General features: G+C 62.7%; 19 protein-coding genes and 2 pseudogenes. 13 read left to right on the plus strand and 8 right to left on the minus strand.

What is annotated here, in order from left to right; genetic code table 11:
* Positions 1–157 precede the first annotated feature (157 nt).
* The 6 genes from TQ38_RS21235 (at position 158) to TQ38_RS21260 (ending at position 4,317) form a co-directional block, all read left to right on the plus strand.
* Complete coding sequence (locus TQ38_RS21235) at positions 158–511, plus strand: cyclic nucleotide-binding domain-containing protein (protein WP_043979054.1); 354 nt, start codon at positions 158–160, stop codon at positions 509–511.
* A protein-coding gene (locus tag TQ38_RS21240; RefSeq protein ID WP_113942019.1) for an IS630 family transposase occupies positions 480–1,426 on the plus strand; the annotation gives its coding sequence in 2 pieces (ribosomal slippage) (positions 480–819 and positions 819–1,426; 948 coding nt in all). The genes TQ38_RS21235 and TQ38_RS21240 overlap by 32 nt, the downstream gene beginning before the upstream one ends.
* 63 nt (positions 1,427–1,489) lie before the next feature.
* On the plus strand, positions 1,490–1,933 hold the full coding sequence (locus TQ38_RS21245; protein ID WP_082057891.1) for a Crp/Fnr family transcriptional regulator: 444 nt from the start codon (positions 1,490–1,492) through the stop codon (positions 1,931–1,933).
* Between the two features lie 665 nt (positions 1,934–2,598).
* Complete coding sequence (locus tag TQ38_RS21250; protein WP_082057890.1) at positions 2,599–2,862, plus strand: hypothetical protein; 264 nt, start codon at positions 2,599–2,601, stop codon at positions 2,860–2,862.
* Entirely contained in the window at positions 2,862–3,080 is a 219-nt protein-coding gene (locus TQ38_RS21255) for a hypothetical protein (protein WP_043978689.1), read from the plus strand. The genes TQ38_RS21250 and TQ38_RS21255 overlap by 1 nt, the downstream gene beginning before the upstream one ends.
* 76 nt (positions 3,081–3,156) lie before the next feature.
* Positions 3,157–4,317 carry a winged helix-turn-helix domain-containing protein gene (locus TQ38_RS21260; RefSeq protein WP_043978686.1) on the plus strand — a complete coding sequence of 387 codons (1,161 nt, stop codon included), beginning with the start codon at positions 3,157–3,159 and terminating at the stop codon, positions 4,315–4,317.
* A 111-nt stretch (positions 4,318–4,428) separates the two neighbouring features.
* On the opposite strand, the pseudogene TQ38_RS21265 reads toward TQ38_RS21260, so the two are convergent.
* Both TQ38_RS21265 and TQ38_RS31520 read right to left on the minus strand, forming a co-directional pair.
* A pseudogene (locus tag TQ38_RS21265) lies at positions 4,429–4,660 on the minus strand (IS5/IS1182 family transposase); the annotation flags it as partial.
* Positions 4,661–4,684: 24 nt separating this feature from the next.
* A pseudogene (locus TQ38_RS31520) lies at positions 4,685–5,221 on the minus strand (enolase C-terminal domain-like protein); the annotation flags it as partial.
* Between the two features lie 25 nt (positions 5,222–5,246).
* On the opposite strand from TQ38_RS31520, the gene TQ38_RS21275 reads away from it, so the two are divergent.
* The 5 genes from TQ38_RS21275 to TQ38_RS21295 all read left to right on the plus strand — a co-directional run bounded on the left by TQ38_RS21275 (position 5,247) and on the right by TQ38_RS21295 (position 12,124).
* Positions 5,247–5,867, plus strand: a complete 621-nt coding sequence (locus TQ38_RS21275) for an RNA polymerase sigma factor (protein ID WP_240198029.1) — start codon at positions 5,247–5,249, stop codon at positions 5,865–5,867.
* Positions 5,861–6,817, plus strand: a complete 957-nt coding sequence (locus TQ38_RS21280; protein ID WP_043978680.1) for a FecR family protein — start codon at positions 5,861–5,863, stop codon at positions 6,815–6,817. The genes TQ38_RS21275 and TQ38_RS21280 overlap by 7 nt, the downstream gene beginning before the upstream one ends.
* Before the next feature lie 106 nt (positions 6,818–6,923).
* The gene (locus TQ38_RS21285) at positions 6,924–9,968 is read left to right on the plus strand and encodes a TonB-dependent receptor (protein WP_043978678.1); all 3,045 of its coding nucleotides are present in this window, start codon (positions 6,924–6,926) and stop codon (positions 9,966–9,968) included.
* A gap of 69 nt (positions 9,969–10,037) precedes the next feature.
* Entirely contained in the window at positions 10,038–11,030 is a 993-nt protein-coding gene (locus tag TQ38_RS21290; RefSeq protein ID WP_240198030.1) for an alpha/beta hydrolase, read from the plus strand.
* A complete protein-coding gene (locus TQ38_RS21295) occupies positions 11,027–12,124 on the plus strand; it encodes a pectinesterase family protein (protein WP_043978674.1) in 1,098 nt (365 codons plus the stop codon). The genes TQ38_RS21290 and TQ38_RS21295 overlap by 4 nt, the downstream gene beginning before the upstream one ends.
* A 420-nt stretch (positions 12,125–12,544) precedes the next feature.
* Here TQ38_RS21295 and TQ38_RS21300 read toward each other — a convergent pair whose 3' ends face one another.
* On the minus strand, positions 12,545–12,997 hold the full coding sequence (locus TQ38_RS21300) for a PaaI family thioesterase (RefSeq protein ID WP_043978672.1): 453 nt from the start codon (positions 12,995–12,997) through the stop codon (positions 12,545–12,547).
* Positions 12,994–13,560, minus strand: a complete 567-nt coding sequence (locus TQ38_RS21305; RefSeq protein ID WP_043978670.1) for a TetR/AcrR family transcriptional regulator — start codon at positions 13,558–13,560, stop codon at positions 12,994–12,996. The genes TQ38_RS21300 and TQ38_RS21305 overlap by 4 nt, the downstream gene beginning before the upstream one ends.
* 106 nt (positions 13,561–13,666) lie before the next feature.
* Here TQ38_RS21305 and TQ38_RS21310 point away from each other — a divergent pair, with 106 nt between their 5' ends.
* Complete coding sequence (locus tag TQ38_RS21310) at positions 13,667–13,897, plus strand: SDR family NAD(P)-dependent oxidoreductase (RefSeq protein ID WP_240198031.1); 231 nt, start codon at positions 13,667–13,669, stop codon at positions 13,895–13,897.
* Positions 13,821–14,012 carry a hypothetical protein gene (locus tag TQ38_RS31040; protein ID WP_052505926.1) on the plus strand — a complete coding sequence of 64 codons (192 nt, stop codon included), beginning with the start codon at positions 13,821–13,823 and terminating at the stop codon, positions 14,010–14,012. Before TQ38_RS21310 ends, TQ38_RS31040 begins: the two co-directional genes overlap by 77 nt.
* 406 nt (positions 14,013–14,418) lie before the next feature.
* On the opposite strand, the gene ltrA is transcribed toward TQ38_RS31040, so the two are convergent.
* From ltrA to TQ38_RS21340, 4 genes are all read right to left on the minus strand, one after another.
* Entirely contained in the window at positions 14,419–15,741 is a 1,323-nt protein-coding gene (gene ltrA / locus TQ38_RS21315; RefSeq protein WP_043978668.1) for a group II intron reverse transcriptase/maturase, read from the minus strand.
* Positions 15,742–16,701: 960 nt separating this feature from the next.
* Positions 16,702–17,856: a PHB depolymerase family esterase gene (locus TQ38_RS21330; protein WP_043978664.1), complete on the minus strand. Its 1,155-nt coding sequence runs from the start codon at positions 17,854–17,856 to the stop codon at positions 16,702–16,704.
* Positions 17,857–18,028: 172 nt separating this feature from the next.
* A complete protein-coding gene (locus TQ38_RS21335; RefSeq protein WP_043978663.1) occupies positions 18,029–18,241 on the minus strand; it encodes a hypothetical protein in 213 nt (70 codons plus the stop codon).
* Positions 18,219–18,986 (minus strand): Crp/Fnr family transcriptional regulator, encoded by a 768-nt coding sequence (locus TQ38_RS21340; protein ID WP_043978660.1) that lies wholly within the window; start codon positions 18,984–18,986, stop codon positions 18,219–18,221. The genes TQ38_RS21335 and TQ38_RS21340 overlap by 23 nt, the downstream gene beginning before the upstream one ends.
* Positions 18,987–19,125: the final 139 nt, after the last annotated feature.

Below are 19,125 nucleotides of genomic sequence, written 5' to 3' on the forward strand. Positions count from 1 at the left end.
TTCGGCGGGTATTATCTGATTGCGAAATAGAATTTTTGAAGCGAAGGTTCAGCGGTGTGTTATGGCACATCCCGCTCGATGAAACCGTATTAAGTTAGATTATAGATTTAAAGTTGCACTGAGACTATCTGAAAAGATCGGGGACCTTGTGGCCGACATGATGATGAAGCGGCTGACTGAGTTCAATGGCGTGGGTGAAGAGGATTTGGCGTTCTTCCGGAGTTTGTGCGAGCAGGAACGGTTCGTGCAACGTCGGCAAGTCATTCGAGCGCAAAGCGAGCCGGCCCAACAGATTTTTTTGCTCTGCTCCGGCTGGGCGGCAAGCTGCTTTGATTTGCGGAACGGTGAGCGACAGATCGTCAAAGTTCACTTACCCGGCGATGTATTAGAGCGTTTTCCACAGCGCCTGAATCGCGAAAGATTCCCTCCGCGTGAAAATTCTGATTCAGAATCCTTGCTGGGTATGGAGGCCGGCATGGATGGCCAGAGCATTGTCGCAGGATTTGCGTGATCGTGTTGTTGCCGCAGTCGAAGGAGGCCTGAGCTGCCGGGCAGCGGCGGCGCGTTTCGGGGTTGGCGTAGCGACGGCGATCCGCTGGCGGCAAATCGCGCTGGCGCATGGACGAGCCGTTGCCGGCAAGCCTGGTGGCGATCAGCGATCATCGAAGACCGACGCACATGCCGATCTCATCATGACCATGCTCGAGGAGAACGGGGACATTACCCTCGAAGAGATCCGCTCGGGTCTTGCCGCGCGCGGTGTCCACGTTGGGATCGGTACGCTGTGGCGCTTCTTCGACCGGCACAGGATCACGCGCAAAAAAAGTCGGGTCATGCGATCGAGCAAGATCGTCCGGACGTCCTGAAGCAACGACGGGCGTGGTTCGACTACCAACTGGATCTGGAGCCCGAGCGCCTGATCTTCATCGACGAGACGTGGACCGCGACCAACATGGCCCGCAGCCATGGCCGCTGCCCCAGGGGAGAGCGCCTGCGGATGGGCTTCCCGCATGGTCATCGCAAGACGACCACGTTCGTCGCGGGGCTGCGCATGACCGGGATGATCGCCCCGATGGTGCTGGACGGGCCGATCAACGGCGACTGGTTCGAAGCCTACGTCGCCCAGGTACTCGTGCCAGAGCTCAAGCCAGGCGACGTGGTCATCATGGACAATCTCTCGAGCCACAAGCGCGTGGCCGTCCGCGACAGAATTGAGGCCGCCGGGGCAGCGTTGCGCTTCCTCCCGCCCTACAGCCCCGACTTCAAACCGATCGAAAAGGCCTTCTCACGCCTCAAGGCCATGCTGCGCAAAGCATCCGAACGCACCGTCTCAGGCCTGTGGGATCTCATCGGCAAACTCGTCGATATCTTCCAGCCCGACGAGTGCGCCAATTACTTTAGCTCCTGCGGCTACGATCCAGCGTGATCGGAAAACGCTCTAGGCGCGCCTAGTCTGTCAGTAGAAACAGCAGCGGAAACACTTGTCGCTATGACCGACGTGACCGTAAGGTCGATATCGCTGAATGCAATCGGCAGGATATTTAAAGAAGCGCCCGCCTTGGCCGCAAGCCTATTTATCAGTGCTCAGCAAGAGCGAGTTTTCCTCATGGAGCGCCTGGCGACCATCGGTAGAATGCAGGCGAGCGATCGATTGGTGGCATTGCTTTTGCACGTGCATGACCGCTTGAGCCACGCAGGACTCCAAGATGGCTCAGTTGAGTGGCCCCTCACTCAATCGGACGTGGCAGATGTGCTAGGCTTGACGACAGTCCACGTGAACCGGGTTATAAAAACACTGGAGCGTCAAGGCCTCATTCAGCGAGAGGGGTCAACTACCCGTCTTATTGATGTGGATGCCCTACGTCGCCTTTCCGGATTGCCAAAACGCCGATGGGTCAATCGTCCCCAGTGGCTTGTCAGTATTTCAGGTTAAATTTTTGGAATTCAAGCTCGTGCACATAATTAAATTTATTTGAATTAAGCCAATGCTAAGCCCGCGGCGATCATGACAACTCCGATCATGACCATCAATGTCTTCGCAAATAGCGGGAGCTTAATGTCTACCAAAATAATAGAGGCCGCGAGCATGCTGCCTAGACCGGCTAATAGAAGCATGATTTGATTTGAAGGACCGAATATCAACACGATAAAGTCAAATAGGCTATGTAAGCGGACTTTTGAACACAATAGATATTAATCTACATCAATGAGGTGGGCTGGCGCCATTATCCGTTCTGCGCAATCCGTGCGTACGAGGCGATTGACGAGGGTCGTAACGCGGCCGCGCTTACATCCGCTGTTATCATCGCGGCACTTGAACAATCGTGCCTGTCTCGTCAGCAGCGGACCATGATACAGCGATCCTAGGTGCCTGATGGATAGGCTCCCCACCTCACCCTAATTTTTCATCGGAACACGCTGCTAAGTGCCTGGCCGGCAGCGTTTCCGTTCTCAGCGGTCGACATCGACAGGCGCCAGCCTAGCTAGTCCAGCACCCACCTGTCCTTCAGCCCGCCGCATCTCGAGAATGCCAACTAGGAGAACAAATTCGGAACATGCTATGCAGTCCCGATGCGATCCGCAAAGAAGGCTCATATAATGACCGTTCTCCCGAAATTCGGCTTTCCCGACGCCGGTAATTCTTCCGAAAATTCTGAGCCGCTCCCGTTCGGGCGCTGGATCCTGCAGCAGGCCGAACGCGGCGGCCTGATCGGTCAGCTCGCGGCGGCCGCGAAATCCGATCGTGCCTTTCCCAGGGACGGCGACCCCGTCGAGGTGAGGAAGCGCCTGAACCTGCAGGGCGCCGACCCCGACATGCACGAAGCGCTCGACGACGCCGAACTGGACTGGAACAGCCTTTGATGAGCGATGAGAAACTGATCGCCCACGCCCGGCGCCTCCACGGCCTCGCCGCCGCGCGCACCGGGACCCGGGCCGACCTGATCAACCTGCGAGATCTGGTCCCCCAGCTTCTGGAACGGTTCGGCACCCTCGTGCCCGATGCCGTCAGCGACCAGACCGCTGCGGAAAAGGCCGAGATACCGGCCGCCACCGCCATCCCGCTCAAGTTGGCTCGCTAAGGCCCAACCCGCCCTGCCCCGCCTGCGGCGCAGCTGCGCCGCGCGCGGCTTCGATCCCGAGGCGACATAGTCCACCATGGTCGAGCGTATCGAACCGCCACTGGCACGCCGCATCGCGCTCGCCGCCCAGGGCTTCGGCGCCCGCCGTCCGGAAAAGCCCGGGCCCACACACCTGCTGCGAACCCTGGACAAGCTGCATCTGCACCAGATCGACAGCGTCAACGTGCTCTCCCGCGCGCACTACCTGCCCGCCTTCTCGCGCCTGGGCATCTACGAGCGCGGCGACCTCGACGCCCTTGCCTGGGGACCGGCGCGCAAACGCCGCCTGTTCGAATACTGGGCCCACGAAGCCTCGCTTCTCCCCTTCGACCTCCAGCCGCTGCTGCGTTGGCGCATGGCACAGGCCGATCGCGGCGAGGCCGGCTGGACGGGCATGCGCGTCTTCGCCACTGAACGCCGGGCCGAGGCCATGGCGCTGCTTGATCGCATCCGCAGCGATGGCCCGCAGGCGACTTCGGATTTCGAGGCGCACAAGGGCCAGTCGGGCTGGTGGGAGTGGAGCGATACCAAGCGCGCGCTTGAATGGCTGTTCTGGGCCGGCCACATCACCACCGCAACCCGGCGCGGCAGTTTCGAGCGGGTCTACGACCTGACCGAACGCGTCCTGCCCGCCGGGGTCACGGCGCTGCCCACCCCGAGCAACACAGAAGCGCACAAGGCGCTGATCGAACGGGCCGCATCCGCCCACGGCATCGCGACGTCGCGCGAACTGCGCGACTATTTCCGCCAGCCGCGCGAAGCCGCGCGCCAGGCCATCCATGAACTGGCCGAAAAGGGTATCCTGGTTCCGGTCGACGTGCCGGGATGGCGCCACGCCTGGCTGCACTGCGATGCCCGGCGTCCGCGACGGATCGACGCGCAGGCCCTGCTAGCCCCTTTCGATCCGCTGATCTGGGAACGCGATCGCACCGAGCGCCTGTTCGGCTTCCACTACCGGATCGAAATCTACGTACCGGCAGAAAAACGGCGCCATGGCTATTACGTCCTACCCTTCCTGCTCGGCGACCGGCTCGTCGCGCGCGTCGATCTCAAGGCCGACCGCAAGCAGCAACGGCTGCTCGTCCAGTCGGTCCACCTCGAGGCCGATGCCCCCGGTCATGCCCCCGAGGCCCTGCGATCCGAACTCGCCACGATGGCCCAATGGCTCCAGCTCAAGCTCGACATGCGGGATGCCTAACGCCGGCCACGATGGCCGGACCTGAAAGCCGCCATCCCGGCCCGGGTGTGCCCAAACTCGCCCTGTGGGGGGCAGAACCCGCCGCGTACAGCCACTCTCGCGAACGTAAACACGAGCCGGTGGACAAGCAGTCGCCGCGCAGCGGCATCGTGACGCCGCCCTGGAGCAGTCGGTATCATAGCCGCGGTCGCCCGGTAGCCATTTCGCCTTAAGCAGATCGTCCAGCAGATTCGCAGCGCCGATCCGCCCGGCGCTCATGAAGCAGCTGAGCGGGCGGCCGTTGGCGTCGGTAACGGCGTGAAGCTTGGTGTTCTACCCACCTTTTTGTGCGACCGATCAGACGCTGCATGGGGGATGGGATCGAATAGGCCTCGGCCAGCGCCTGGATTTTGCGCGCGGCGATGATGCCGCCGACGCGGTTGGTGTCGAACTGGAAGTAGTCCAGCGCCTTGGCCTCGATCATCTGGCGCAAGCCGTAGCTGGTGAATTCATGCTCACCCGCCGCGATCGGGGTGGTGCCGAAGCGGCGCAGCTCGTGATCGCCGTTAATGTCGTCGGGAATGATTGCCTCTTCCAGCCAGCGCAGGTTGTGCGGCTCGATCAGGCGCATCATCCGCCTGGGGCTCCAGCCGAGCAGAGCTGACATGCCGAGCAGCCGTTTAAGCCGTAAACTCAAGCCATCTTCCCGGTACAGTCGGTAGAGCCGCTTGCGGTTCACCGCCCATCCTCCGCGGTGAAGCCGAGGCTCGCTGACCGCTCCACTCGGCTGAGCATACCGGACGATCTCTCGCTGCCGAGCAGGCCTTGGATGTTTGACAGCACATGCTCTCAAGTGGGCCGCATCGGCGAGTAAGCAAAAAAATATGGCGCGCGCAGAAGGAAACTTCCACCGTAGGTCTCTCATATGGCAGAGCGGGAAGGCAATCCCGGTGAAGGAGGGTGTCACGCCAGGAGAGGCAGACGCAACAGGGGCAGGTAGTGAACCTGCCCGGAGGCGCCGGATCGCGGTCTGGGTCGCGCGCGAGATCGTGCCTCACGAGGCACGCGTACGGCGCTGGCTTGCGCGTTCGCGCCTTTCGCCGGAGGATATCGACGAGGTCATGCAGGAAGCCTATTGCCGGATAGCGATGCTCCCCTCGGTGGATCACATCGACCAACCGCTCGCCTACATGTCGGCGATCGCGCGCAACCTCATGCTGCGCCGCCTCAAGCGCCAGCAGGTGGTGGTGTTCGAGGCCGTGAGCGAGATCGAGACCTGGCGCGACGAGACACCCTCGCCAGAAGAACAGGCCGCCAGCCGGATCAGCTACGAACGGGTGTTGGCGATCATCGCCGCGCTGCCTGAACGCTGCCGCCGCGTGGTGGAACTGCGCAAGATCGAGGGCTGGTCGCAAAAGGAAATCGCCAACCATCTCGGCATGACTGAAAAGGCAGTCGAAAAGCAGGTATGGACCGGCGTGCGTGCCATCCGCGACGCCTGGCTGCGCGCAGAGGCGCAAAGCGAGAACCGTATGGCGCCCCCGCACCCGAAGGAGGCGCGCCGATGGTGACCGCAGCCAGCGAACGAACACGCGACGAGGCGGCGCGCTTCGTTGCCCGAATGGATGCCGATGCCTGGAGCACGGCGGACGAGGCGGAGCTACAGGTATGGCTCGCCGAAGACACGCTGCGCCAAGGCCTGTTGTTACAGGTACAGGCCCACTGGCTGGCTCTCACCCCGAAGGCCGAAGAGCTCCTCGCAGAACCGGAGCCTCAGGATGCCGGCGCGGCACCGACCGTCGTTTGGCGGCGGCGCGGCGTGGTGGCCGGGATCGCTGCATCGGCGGTGCTGGCCTTCGGGGGGTTGCGTTGGGCACAAAGTCCCGCTGCATACGCCACGCGGCTGGGGGAGATCAGGCGGCTGCCCCTGTCCGACGGTTCAGTGATGACCATGAATTCGGGCAGCGAACTGACCGTGACGATGGCGCAGCAGACCCGCAAGGTCGAAATCACCCGGGGCGAGGCGTGGTTCGAAGTGGCCAAGGATGCCGCGCGCCCCTTCGTCGTAGCATCCGGCGACGTGCGCGTACGCGCGGTGGGGACGGCCTTTTCGGTCCGGCGGCGTGAGATGGGCGTGGAAATCCTCGTCACCGAAGGCGTAGTGGAAACCTGGGCCGAGGGCGGCCGGGGTTTGCGCATGCGCCTAGAGGCCGGCGACCGCGCGATGATGAGCGCCAACGCGGTGATCGACTACGAGACAGGCATCTCCTCTTCGGTCGACCGGGCACTGGCCTGGCGCGGCGGCATGATCGATCTGGGCGGGCGGACCCTGTACGACGCGGCGGACGAGTTCAACCGCTACAATTCCCGCCAGATCATCATAGCCGACCCGCGTATTGCACGGGAGCAGCTGGACGGCCTGTTCCGCGTCAATGACCCCGAAGGCTTCGCCGATGCAGTGAAGGCAAGCCTGGGCGTATCACTCGACACCAGCAATCCGGCACTTATTCGCATAGAATGAAATAATTCGACGAAAAAGTATCGGCCTGAAGAAGGAATTCAGGCCGGCAGGTCTCTTGAAAAATACAGACGGAAGAATCCGTCGAACAGGGGAATTGGGAGGGATCATGAATATCTTCACGTTACGGGGTGCCTTGTTCGCGTCCGCCGCGATCGTCTGCACTCTATCGTCACCTGTACAGGCGGCCGCGCAGACCCGACAGTTCGCGATAGACGCGCAGCTTGCGGAAACTGCTATCACCCAGCTCGGTCGCCAGGGTGATATCCAGATCATCGCCGCGCGGCGCCTGACCCATGCGGTGCGGGCCAATGCCGTGCGCGGCGAGATGAGCGTCGACGAGGCGCTAGTGCGGCTGCTCGCCGGGACCGGCCTCGTCGCCAGGCGCACCGGGCCGGGGTCCTACGCGGTCGTCGCGCGCAGCACGCCGCTGCCGAACGGGCCGCGCACCATGACGCTGACCAGCCTCACCGCTGCGCCTGCGAGCACGCCCGCAAGCCAGGACGCGCCAACGCCGGCCTCACGCGCCGAACCTGAAGCAACGACGCCTGGCGAGCCTGCCGGGGAATCGGAGATCCTCGTCACCGGTTTTCGCGCCACCCTTGCCAAGGCACAGGACCTCAAGCGCCGCGCGGTGAACCTGACCGAAAGCATCATGGCCGAGGACATGGCCAAGATGCCCGACCTCAATCTGTCGGAATCGATCCAGCGCCTGCCGGGCGTAGCCATTTCCCGCGAGGGCGGCGAAGGCCGCAACATCACCTTGCGCGGCTTTTCGCCCGACTTCACGCGCACGACGCTGAACGGCATGGAAGTGCCCGCCAGCAGCGACGGCCTCGATTCCGGCGGCTTCACCATCAACGCCGGCCGCGCTTTCGACTTCCACGTCTTCGCGTCCGAACTGTTCAACCGCATCGACGTGCAAAAGACCCAGCGCGCCTCCATCGAAGAAGGCGGCATCGCCGGCACGGTCGACCTCTATTCAGCCAAGCCTTTCGATTTCAAGGGCTTCCACGTCGTCGGCTCAGCGCAGGGCGGCTACAACACGATCACCCGCAAGGTCGATCCGCGCGCCACGGTGATGGTGTCCGACACCTTCGCCGACGACCGCATCGGCGTGCTGCTTTCCGCCGCCTACTCCAAGCGCACCGTCTATCAGGAGGGCTTCTCCAGCGTGCGCTGGACATCGCCCTTCGTCAACGGCGATAGCTGGGCGGACACCGACCCGAGCGTCACCGGCACGCCGGAGAATTGCGGCGCCGCGGATCGCCTCGACTGCCTGTGGGCGCCCCGCCTGCCGCGCGCGGACTTCTTCGGCAACGACCAGAAGCGCTTCGGCCTGACCGGCTCGATCCAGGCCAAGCCGATCGACGGGCTGACGATCAGTGTCGACGCGCTCTATTCGCAGCTCGACAACGACCGCTACAGCTACAATTCGATGGAGTGGCTGCTGACCCATGGCACGCCGGGCAACTTCGTGGGACAGACCCCGCTATCGTTCACCGTCGCGCCGGACGGCAAGCAGCTGGTCGCCGCCGCCTTCGACGACGTGACCTCGTGGTACGAAAGCCGCCACCAGACCTCGACCTCGAAATTCCGCCAGTTCGTGCTTTCAGGCGACTATGAGGTGACGGATGCGATCAAGGTCGACGCCATGGTCGGCAAGGCGCGCGACACCGCCGACCGCAGCGAACTGCGCTTCTACGCCCGTTCGATCCCACATTACTATTCCTACGATTATAGCGGCAGCAAGGACGTCGCCGCGGTCGATTACGGCGATTACGATCCCAACGATCCGGGCAACTTCATCAACGCGACGACACCGGCCAACCGCCGAAACAACGTGGTGAAGGACAACTTCACCACCAAGGCCAACGTCACCTTCACCAAGGATCGCTTTACCGCGCAGGCGGGCTTTGCCTACAACCGCCGCCTGGTGCGTTATTCCGAGGCTCAGGGCGACCTGCCCAGCTTCGATCCGTCCGATTACATGACCAGCTTCCCGGTCAGCCACTTCGGCAGCGGCGTCGTTTCGGGGGGCCTGCCTACTTTCGCGGTCATCGACTTCGACGCGATCGGCGCTTCGGGGCTGATCTCGCCCGGCTACACCACCAACGTCGCGGCGGGCTGGGAAGTCGTCGAAAAGACCACCGGCGGCTTTGGCGAAGTCACCGGCGAGGTCGATATCGGCGCGATGACGCTGCGGCTCGACGGCGGCGTGCGCTGGGTGCGTACCGACGTGGAATCGCGCGCGGTGATCGCGGGGTCGCCGGTCGAGGTGAAGCGGCATTACGATAACTTCCTGCCCTCGTTCAACGCGGCGCTGAACGTGACGCCCGACCTCGTCGCCCGCTTTGCCTATGCCCGTTCGATGACGCGCCCGGGCCTGGCCTCGCTCAACATCGCCGCGCCCGTGTTTGAATATACCACGCGCACCGTCAGCAACCTGGGCAATCCGGCGCTCAAGCCCTACCTGTCAAACGACTTCGACCTGGGCTTTGAGTGGTACTTCAGCAAGGGCGGCCTGTTCGCGGTCGGCGTGTTCAAGAAGAACATCATCAGCTCGCTGACGACCTCGGTGGTGCAGCAGTCGGTGCCGCAGGAATACTGGGCGGCGATCTATGCCGATCCGCGCTACGACGCGTCCTACCAAGCGGACCCGGCGACGGCGCAGTACACCTTCTACAGCACCGTCAACTCGCCTAACGGCAATAGCGTGAAGGGACTGGAGGCGACGCTCAACGTGCCGTTCACGTTCCTGCCGGGGCTATTCTCCTACTTCGGCATCGCCTCGAACTACACCCATGTCACAGCGCGCGATTCAACGGGCCTGTCGCCCAATTCGTACAATTTCACGGCCTATTATGACACCGGTAACCTCGGCCTGCGCCTTTCGGTCAACAAGCGCGACGACTATCTGCTGAGCGAGCCAGGCGGCAATGGCCATGTGCAGGAGCGCAAGTACGGTCCCACCCAGGTGGATCTTTCCGCCTATTACAACCTGACAAAGCAGCTCAGCATCAATGTGCAGGGCATCAACATCACTAATGAGAAGGAACGTATCTACGGCACTGGCGACGGTTCCCAATATCTCGTGCGCGAGTTCTCCAAGACTGGTGCGCAGTGGTTCGTGGGCGCCCGATACCAGTTCTGATACCTTGAAGGGCCGCCGCCAACCCCTCCGGCGGCGGCCCTCTTTTTTTCGTTTCGAAAGGCGTGCTGAGTGACGAAAGCCAAGCGCATGGCGGTATTGCTGCTCGCAGCCTGCCTGATCTCCGCCGCATTGCCCGGCGCATTGCCCGACTCAGCCGCAGCGCGCGAGGTGGATGACAGCTACACGATCGGCCAGCGTTTCGCGCAGTACCAGGGCAAGTATCCCGGCATCGCCTGGCCGGCGGTAACTTGGCACGAAGGCCAGTCGGTGCTGTTCGACCGCTCCTACAAGGCCGCCAGCGGGCGCGACCTGCATATCGACGTGTTCCGCCCGTCGAGACCGCGAAAACAGGCGATCATGCTAGTCCACGGCGGCGCCTGGCGCGCCGGGAACAAGTCGCATTTCTACGCGCTGGCCAGCCTGCTGACGCAGCGCGGCTACACCGTGTTCCTGCCTGAATTTCGCCTCTCGCCCGAGGCTCCTTATCCCGCCGGCATGACCGACATCGGCGATGCACTGGCCTGGGCGCGCGGCCATGCTAGCGAGTTCGGCGTCGATCCGCGCTGGATCGCCGTGGGCGGCGCCTCGTCAGGCGGGCAGATGGCCGCGCTGCTTGCCTATGCCGGGCCGTCTGGCCGGTTCGGGCCGGGCAAGGAGCGCACCGCCAATGCACTGATCGATCTCGACGGGGTGCTCGATTTCACCACGGCGCCGGCTCTGTCGTTCGAAAATGCCGCCGGCGACGCCTCCCCCGCCGGCCGTTGGCTGGGCGGCTCCTACGAACACGCGCCGACCCGCTGGCGCGAGGCGAGCGCGGCCACCCACGTCGGCCCGGCATCGCCGCCAACGCTGATCGTGTCCAGCGGCATCCCGCGCTTCACCGAGGGCAAGGATGCGGTGATCGCCGCGCTAAAGCGCCACGCAGTCCCGCATCGGTTCCACGCCTTCGGCAATGCCCCGCACGATTTCTGGTTGTTCGATCCGTGGCTGCCGCAGGTGGCCGGCGAGATCGACGGCTTCCTGTCCAGCCTGCCCGCGCCAGGGGAGGGCGCCGCGCGATGAAGTATCTGGCCTTCGCTGCCGCCCTGTTGCTGCCCGCCGCCGCGCAGGCAGCGCCGAACGCCTATGCGGTTCAGCCCTCGTGCGAGGCGAGCGCCCTGCCCTGCTATACCGCCATCCAACTCGCGCTGGACGCCGCCGCGCGCGATACGTCGTCCCAATGGATCACGATCCATGTCGCCCCCGGCGACTATGCGGAAAAGCCAGTCGTCACCCGCGATCGCCTGCGCCTGATCGGCAGCGGCGCCGCGCGCACGCGGCTGCACTTCGGCGCGGTGGCGCAGACTGCCGGCCACTATCACCGGGCTGGATGGGGCACGCCTGGCTCCGCCACGCTGACCATCAATGCCAAGGATATCGTCGTCTCTGGCATTACGGTGGAGAACACCTACGACTACCTCGCCAACGATCGGCTGAGCGAGCCGGCACGCATCCGCAACCCGCAGGCGCTGGCCTTGCTGCTCGATATCGCCAGCGACCGGGTCCGGCTCGATCACGTGGCCCTGCTCGGCTATCAGGACACGCTGTTCGCCAACGGCGGCCGCGCGCTGGTGCAACGCAGCCTGATCGCGGGCAACATCGACTTCATCTTCGGCAATGGCCAGCTTTTGATCGAGGATAGCGAAATCCGCTCCCGCCGCCGCGCCGAGCCTTACGTGGCAGGAGAATTCCAGTCCTTCATCGCCGCACCTTCTACCCCGCTGTCACAGGAGCACGGCATCGTCGTCTACCGCTCGCGCCTGACGCGCGAGGCCGGAGTGCCCGACGGCGCTGTGGCGCTGGCCCGGCCATGGCACCCCACGACACGCTTCGCCGACGGGCGTTACGCCGACCCCAACGCAGTCGGGCAAACGTCCTTCGTAGACTGCTACATGGACCGTCATATTCACCGCGATCACTGGACCACGATGAACGGGACCGCTCGGGGCGGAACCCCGACCCTGGTTTTCCGCCCGCAGGATTCTCGCTTCTTCGAGGCCGGCTCTTATGGACCAGGCGCTAAGGCGCGCAAAATTGGCGTATCTTGGAAACCCGCGAGCATCCTGCAGGTCCGGCGGGACATTGCAGGCTGGGCAGATGTGAAAGTACGCCACTGATGCTGGCTCGATGACAGTTTGTGATAAGATAAAATGCGCTCGTTGGGAGGAAGTTGATGAGCGCGGACGCTTTCAGGCCGGGCGATAGGGAAATATATGAGAACACATATTGTTCTAGAACGTCGATCTGTAATTGCGATACATAGGCGGTGTGATCCGTCGAGGGTTTTTTCCGCCCTTATTTAGGATGGTCCGGACCAAAAATAGGCTGCCCAATTCGGGCCCTTTGTTCATCGCCTGCAAGTGGGACGAAGCCGTCGTTCCCAAGTAGCCTTCCTAATGGCGCCTTTTTGTCGACGGCGGACGTACCGGCCTTGCACGCGTGCCATCGCCGGCGTTTGGCGTCGGCAGGAAAAAGACTGGCAAGGAGCTGGCGCCAGACTCGAGAAAGTCGCCAGTCCGGAGGGCTGGACATGAATCTCAGTGCTTAATCGGAAACACCAGCAACGTTGAGGTAGCAGAGGCGCATAACCTGCCCTGCGCATCGACCAGTCGCGCCTCGGAGAAGCCCACACGGCGTCCCAGCGTTACCAGCTTTCCTTCTGCGCGAACTGGACCGCTCGTTTCGCTGAGCGCCCGGTGATAGGCGACCTTGAGTTCTAGCGTCGTGTAGCCCTGTCCGGCCGGGAGGCTAGAATGCACGGCACAGCCACAGGCGCTGTCGAGCAAGGTAGCGGCATAGCCGCCGTGGACCGAGCCGATCGGATTGAACACCTTGCGTGATGGCGATCCTTCAAAGACTACGCGCCCGCGCTCCAGTTCGACCAACCGGAATTCCAGTGTCTCGCCGATCGGCGGTTGGCGGTTGGCCGCCATCAGCGCGGCCAGCTGATCATGGCCGTCGAGGTCGGCGAGATCCTGCGTCACGTTCATGCCGATGTTCCTGATGCCGTGGCCTTCTCGGCAAGCCAGGCGCGCGTCTCGGCAAGCAGTTCGTCCGAAAGTGCCTGATCGTCCACCGCACGCGCCAACACCACTGCACCCACCATCGCCGACCATCGACCAATCGCGTCGCGGCGGCGTTCGGCATCATCGCCGCAAGGGAGCACCGCCGCAAAACGTTCAATTTGCGCCTCCAGCCCCACTGCCATCGCGCCGCGCGCTGCACGCGCTTGTTGACGCATTAGCCCTGCAAGGCTTGCTGTCGGGCACCCCTGGTCGGGATGATCGCGGTGGAGGGTCGAGAGATAGGCATCCGTCCATGTCTCCAGATCCGCCATGCCGTTGCCTTCGCCCGTCATCGCCGCGGCGACCGTCGCCGCGATCAGATCATCCTTCGAGGCGAAGTGGCTGTAGAAGCCGCCATGCGTCTGCCCGGCAGCCTTCATTACATCCGCTACGGTAACGGCTGCGAAGCCGTGCTCGCGGAACAAGCGGCTGGCCTCACGCAGAATGCGCGCGCGATTTTCCACCATCTGCTCACGACTGACCCTCATCGAAAAATCTCCACAGTCCCCATTGCCACTTTCATGATGGACATCACATTTATGGAAACGCGATGATCATCATAAATATAGTGAGCTTCTGGAAAAGGGCAATGCGATGACCAAACCTGCCATTCTCATCACTGGCGCCTCGACTGGGATCGGTGCCACATATGCCGATCGGTTCGCCCGGCGCGGTCACGATCTGGTGCTGGTTGCGCGCGATGCCGCCCGCATGGAGTCGCTGGCGACCGGCCTCCGTGCACAGACCCGTGTCGATCGACATCCTGCCTGCCGACCTGACGCGGGCCGACGAGATCGCGGCGGTGGAGGCGCGGCTGCGCGATGACGATCGGATAGGCATCCTCCTCAACAACGCAGGTGCTGGTCTGAACGGCAGCTTCGTCGATCAGCCAACGGACGCGATCACGCAGCTGATCGCGCACCCCGTTGGCTGCTACTGATGCTATCTCATTCATCGTCGTCGTCCGCTGCGTACTCATGCACCGCATATGGGGCGGCACAGATAATTTCCAGTCGATTGACACATTTCATCGCCGAAATACCGCAGCGTCGGCAATCAGGCCCTGAGTCATCGACGCTTAGCTCTCGCAAAGGTTATCTGAGATCGAGTGGCAGGCTTCACCAAAACCTGCCGGTTATGCCCTCGATACTGAACGACGCACATTGGTCGCGACCTGCCACTGCTGCCCCCCTGCCCTGTTCGGCAATGTCCGGTAGAGTCAGGAAGTGGCGCGGTGTTGTGCGGCGCGCCTGTGGGGCTTGCCAGACGATCCGTTTCCACTCCCTGCTCATCGAACCGGACGTGCAGATCTCCCGCATCCGGCTCTCGGACAAGATATCACGCCTTCACCCACGGCGGGCTGCGGCCAAGTTCGCCAGACGTACGAGGCCGAAGCGCTCGTACAGCTCAGGGTCGTGATAGGCTCCCTCGCGCTTTCGTCTGGTCTTGTGCTTGGCCCGCAGCCACCGGCGCAACCGCACCACTGTGTAACTGTCGATAGCCCGATATGCCCTGCTCGTGGTTCCAACCGAGAAGTAGTTGGCCCATCCGCGCAGCACCCGGTTCATCTTGGCCACAAGGTATGTGGTATCCTGCCATGTACGCGCTCGGTCTGTCAGCTCGTGGATCGTAGCGATCACGCGCTGGATGCTTTTCTTTGATGGCCGGTGGCCCATGTAGGCTTTGCCGGTTTTCGCGGAGTACATCCGACCAAACGTGTATCCCAGAAAGTCGAACGTCTCGTCCGGCACCTTACAGATACGTGTCTTTTCCTCATTCACTGTCAGCTTCAGCTTTTCCATGATCCTGCGCATGTGATCTAGCGCAGCTTCCGCATTGCCCTTCGCACACAGGATCACGAGATCATCAGCATAGGTGACGAGCCGCGCGCCTAGACGTTGCCCAAGACCGAGCTTCCGCCACCCCAAAACGAACCGGCGCATGTAGAGATTTGCCAGCAGTGGTGAGATGGGTGATCCTTGCGGGATGCCGCGCCGCTGATCGCGGGCCTGCGTCGTTCGTGTCTTCCTGCCCTTGTCATCCGTTTCTTCGACAGCGCATTCCAGCCAGGATTTGATCAGATGCAGAACGCGCGGATCAACGATCCGGCGCGATACCGATTTCATCAGCTCAAGGTGGGGGATGCTGCCGAAGTAGTCGGCAAGGTCGGCGTCCACGACATCCGGTCGGCCATAGAACAGTTGCTCCTCCACCTCGACCACGGCCTGCTGGGCGTTGCGCCCGGCTCGGTAGGCGTAGATCTCGGGTGGGAGGTCGGCTTCAAAGATCGGTTCAAGCACCAGCATCGCTGCCGTCATGCAGACCCGATCCCGCACGGTGGAAATGCCCAGCGGCCTGAGTTTGCCGTTGGCTTTTGGTATGTAGACCCGTCTGATCGGTTCCGGTCGGTACGTCTCCTCTTTGAGCGCAAGCGCCAGTTCCGCCAGCCATTGCTCGACGCCGTAGTCCTCGATACCCGCAAAGTCCTGACCATCCACACCCGGCGCGCCCCTGTTGGAACGACACTGGGCATAGGCATGAGCCAGAATGTCATTGTGGCTAATCTTGTCGTACAGCGCGTAGAACCGATAGCCGACTTCTGCCTTCGCTTTCGCGTGCAACGCCTTCTGCAGTTTCTGGACGCTTATCGGAGTTGATAGGTTACCCAATCTCCTGCCCCTCACCACTTGCTGCGTTCATCTTGAACTGAGGCTCCTTCCCTCCACCGACATTACCCGGCTTCCTCGGTACTACGGGCCTCTCCGCCACCCCATTGCGCCCTTCCCTCCCTCGCGGGCGTCCAGTTGCCGATCACCCGGCACGCGATGGGGCTTCCCGTGTTGCGAGCACTTTCCTTGCGTACATGCTGTCGCCACTACCCCGGTGCAGCAGACGGGTTCAACGTCGCTCAAACTCGCCCGTCCATATCAACCTTCCCCGTAAGGGTTAACGGGTCGGCCTGCACATCGTCCTTTTCGAGGATTGCTCAGCGTTCACTCACGTTACGGCCTGTACGCTCGCACGGTCACCTACGTGACCGTTATCCGGGGGCTTCAGACATTTCGTCACCTCCACGCCTGCCCCGGTTGCTTCCGGCTGGAGCATCGCCGGGTGGGCCTCTCACCCACTAGAAAGTGCCGCCTTTGCACGGCGCACACCCTTTGCAGACTCTCAGCATCCAACTTATGATCCCCAACTGCTGACCGTCTGCTATCCCGGCATTTGTCGACCGATAGTGTTGAAGAAGTCGATCTTCGCCGGGTGCTGGGATCGAAGCGGGAATGGCACCGGAACATTGGGGGCCGATAATGCAAGCCCTGGCCTGGGAGATGTTGAAGGTTGGCGATGATGCGCCGCGGCTCGTGCGGGCGGCTTTGCGGCGCCTGGAAGCGGATCCCGCTCCGCCTGTTCACGCGGCGAACGGAGCTGCTATTCTATCGGCCGGCCGATGGATTGCCGGCGCGATTTTTGCCGGACTTGCGCTCGTAGCGGTGGCTTTGGCCTTGGCATGATCTCGAAGGGTGAGGAATATCCACCACAGATGGAGATATCCAGAGCTTGGGCCGGTGAACATCAGGCTTCAGAGCTACCCCGCCCGTCCGATTCCGCATTCTCCCACACGGCAACCGTTATCGCATCAGCCCGGCAGACCGCAGCGCGTCCTCGATGATCTTGCTCACACCACCAGCGCGATGGCTATCGCCGGATAGGGGTTGCCTGAACGTCGGCGGCACAGCAGCGCCGATCGTGTCGGCAACCACTGCCTTCTCCCGGCGAGCAGGCTCAGGCTCCGAGGGTATCCTGGCGCCGATGGCGTCAGCTCCCTGCAACAGTCCCCAGAAGTTGCAGATGCGCTGGGTCGAGGAAATGTTGACTTCGAGCATATAGGCTCCGCTCACCCCGCAGCCATCGCCGCTCAAGGTGTCTAGCGGGGTGCCGTGGCCCATGCCGGTGATGGTGTATTCCTCGATCACTTCGCGGCCGGTGGCGTCGGTCCAGGCGCGACGGGCGTGGCCGCCGACGGTCTCGAAATGATCCGGCGCTGCTCGTGCGCCGTGCAGGGGACGCCATTGATCGACGATGGCCTGCGCATTGCTGTGACTCACGGTCGCATCGGCGGTGCCATGCCAGATCGAAATGGTAGGCCAAGGCCCAGCATGACCCGATGCACCGCGAACCAGTTCCGTCAGTTCCGAGGCGCGTGGCATGTCATGCCCGCGCATTCTGTCGAACGCCTGCGGGACCGTGTTGGCGCATCCATAGGGCAGCCCTGCAATGATCGCGCCGCCCGCGAAGACATCAGGGTAGGCCGCAAGCATGGTCGAAGCCATCGCGCCGCCCGCAGACAGGCCGGTCACAAACACGCGCGCCGGGTCCAGTCCATGCTGCGCGATGGTAGCGGCCACCATCTGCCGGATCGAGAGTGCCTCGCCCGCATCGCGTCGATTATCGTCACGGGAGAACCAGTTGAAGCACAGGTTGGGGTTGTTCTGGCGCTGCTGCTCCGGGAACAGCAGGGCAAATCCGTGCCGGTCCGCCATCTCCGACCATCCCGCACCGATGTCGTAACCCCCGGCGTTCTGCGTGCAGCCATGCAGGATAACGACCAGCGCTGCGTTCTTTCCCAGCGTCTGCGGGACGTACAGGTACCCGTTCAGCCCGCCCGGGTTTGAACCGAAATCCGACAGTCTTGCCAGCCGACTTGTGCTTGCGGGGAAACCGGAGGAAGCTCCGGCAGTGCGCAACGCTGCCAGGCGGGTTATCGTGTCGGAAATCGTCCGCATGCCAATTCCTTTTGGTGAGGGCCGCTGTTCCGGCCCCGCAGAACTCATTTATGCTGCACTGCACAATAAGTGGGGCGCACGTAGAAAGGTGCAAGGCCGGATCCCAAAAAAGCAGGATGCCAAAAGATCTTCGTGTTCGATTCTAGGCCTCGGCACTCTGATCCGGCTGATATCAGTCGATCGCTGACCCGTCCCTATCCGCGATCTGGCGGTCGGCAACGAGCGCTGCGTCGATGAGGTTTCGGCCGGTCTGCGCGGCGGCTTTGGCAGTCATCGTGACTGCCACGCCGTTGGGACCATCCAATACGACCAGGCCGTCCTCGGCGCTGGCTACCCCAGCATCGGAGCGGGGTTGAGGCGGGTTAGGTGCTGACGGTGCGGTCATGAAACGGTTCCTTCGCTTGGGCGGGAAGCGACTGCGTATCGTCGATGTAGAGATAGGCAGGGTCGAACTGCCCCCGCGCGGCCAGGCGCTGCGGATCGGGTATCTCGACGAGCGAGGAGCGGAACACGCACAAACCCTCCTCGCGCAGCTGCCTCAGGACCCGGTTGACGTGGATATTGGTGAGGCCGCAGATTTCCGCGAGGTCGGTCTGGGTTAGCCCCAGCGCGAACCGGTGGCCGTCGCTGAGCCCTGCGGACATGAGCCTAGCGTTCGTCTCGCACAGGAAGTGGGCGACACGTCCCATTGCGTCCAGCCTGCCGAGGCGGAACAGCCATGCCCGGTGGATAGCCGCATCGATGAGCGTGGAAAACCACAGCTTGCGGCCAAGTTGCGGGCGTTCGGCGATAATCGTATCCAGCGCGCAGTGCGGGACGATCGCGACGGTTGCCGCAGTCATGGTCGCCACGTCGTGGTCGAGGACCTTCAGGGGATAGGCGTGAAGGTCGACGAAATCGCCCGGAACGTGAATGGCCACTAGCTGCCTCAGGCCTTTTCGATCGTCGATATAGCGGGACAGGATGCCCTCGATCAGCAACGTGCTGTGATCCAGTTCCTTACCGGCGCGAACGACGATCTTGCGTGCATCGAGCGTCTGTACTTCCGCGATCGAGGCTTCCAGCGTTGCACGCTCATCCAGCGATAGGCTGACACCACGTTTGTAGCGGAGGAAGCGGTCAGTAAACACGCGATGGTCCCTTGCTGGCGTCGGAGAACGGGCTTCGATGCCAGCCTAACCCCTCGCGCAAGCGCGTGTTTCACCGGCTGCGGACAGAAACGTGCTGATCCAGGTTAATATCCGAGGATCGCGGGCAACTGAACGATCA

The sequence above is a fragment of the Novosphingobium sp. P6W genome (genome assembly GCF_000876675.2).
GTDB lineage: Bacteria > Pseudomonadota > Alphaproteobacteria > Sphingomonadales > Sphingomonadaceae > Novosphingobium.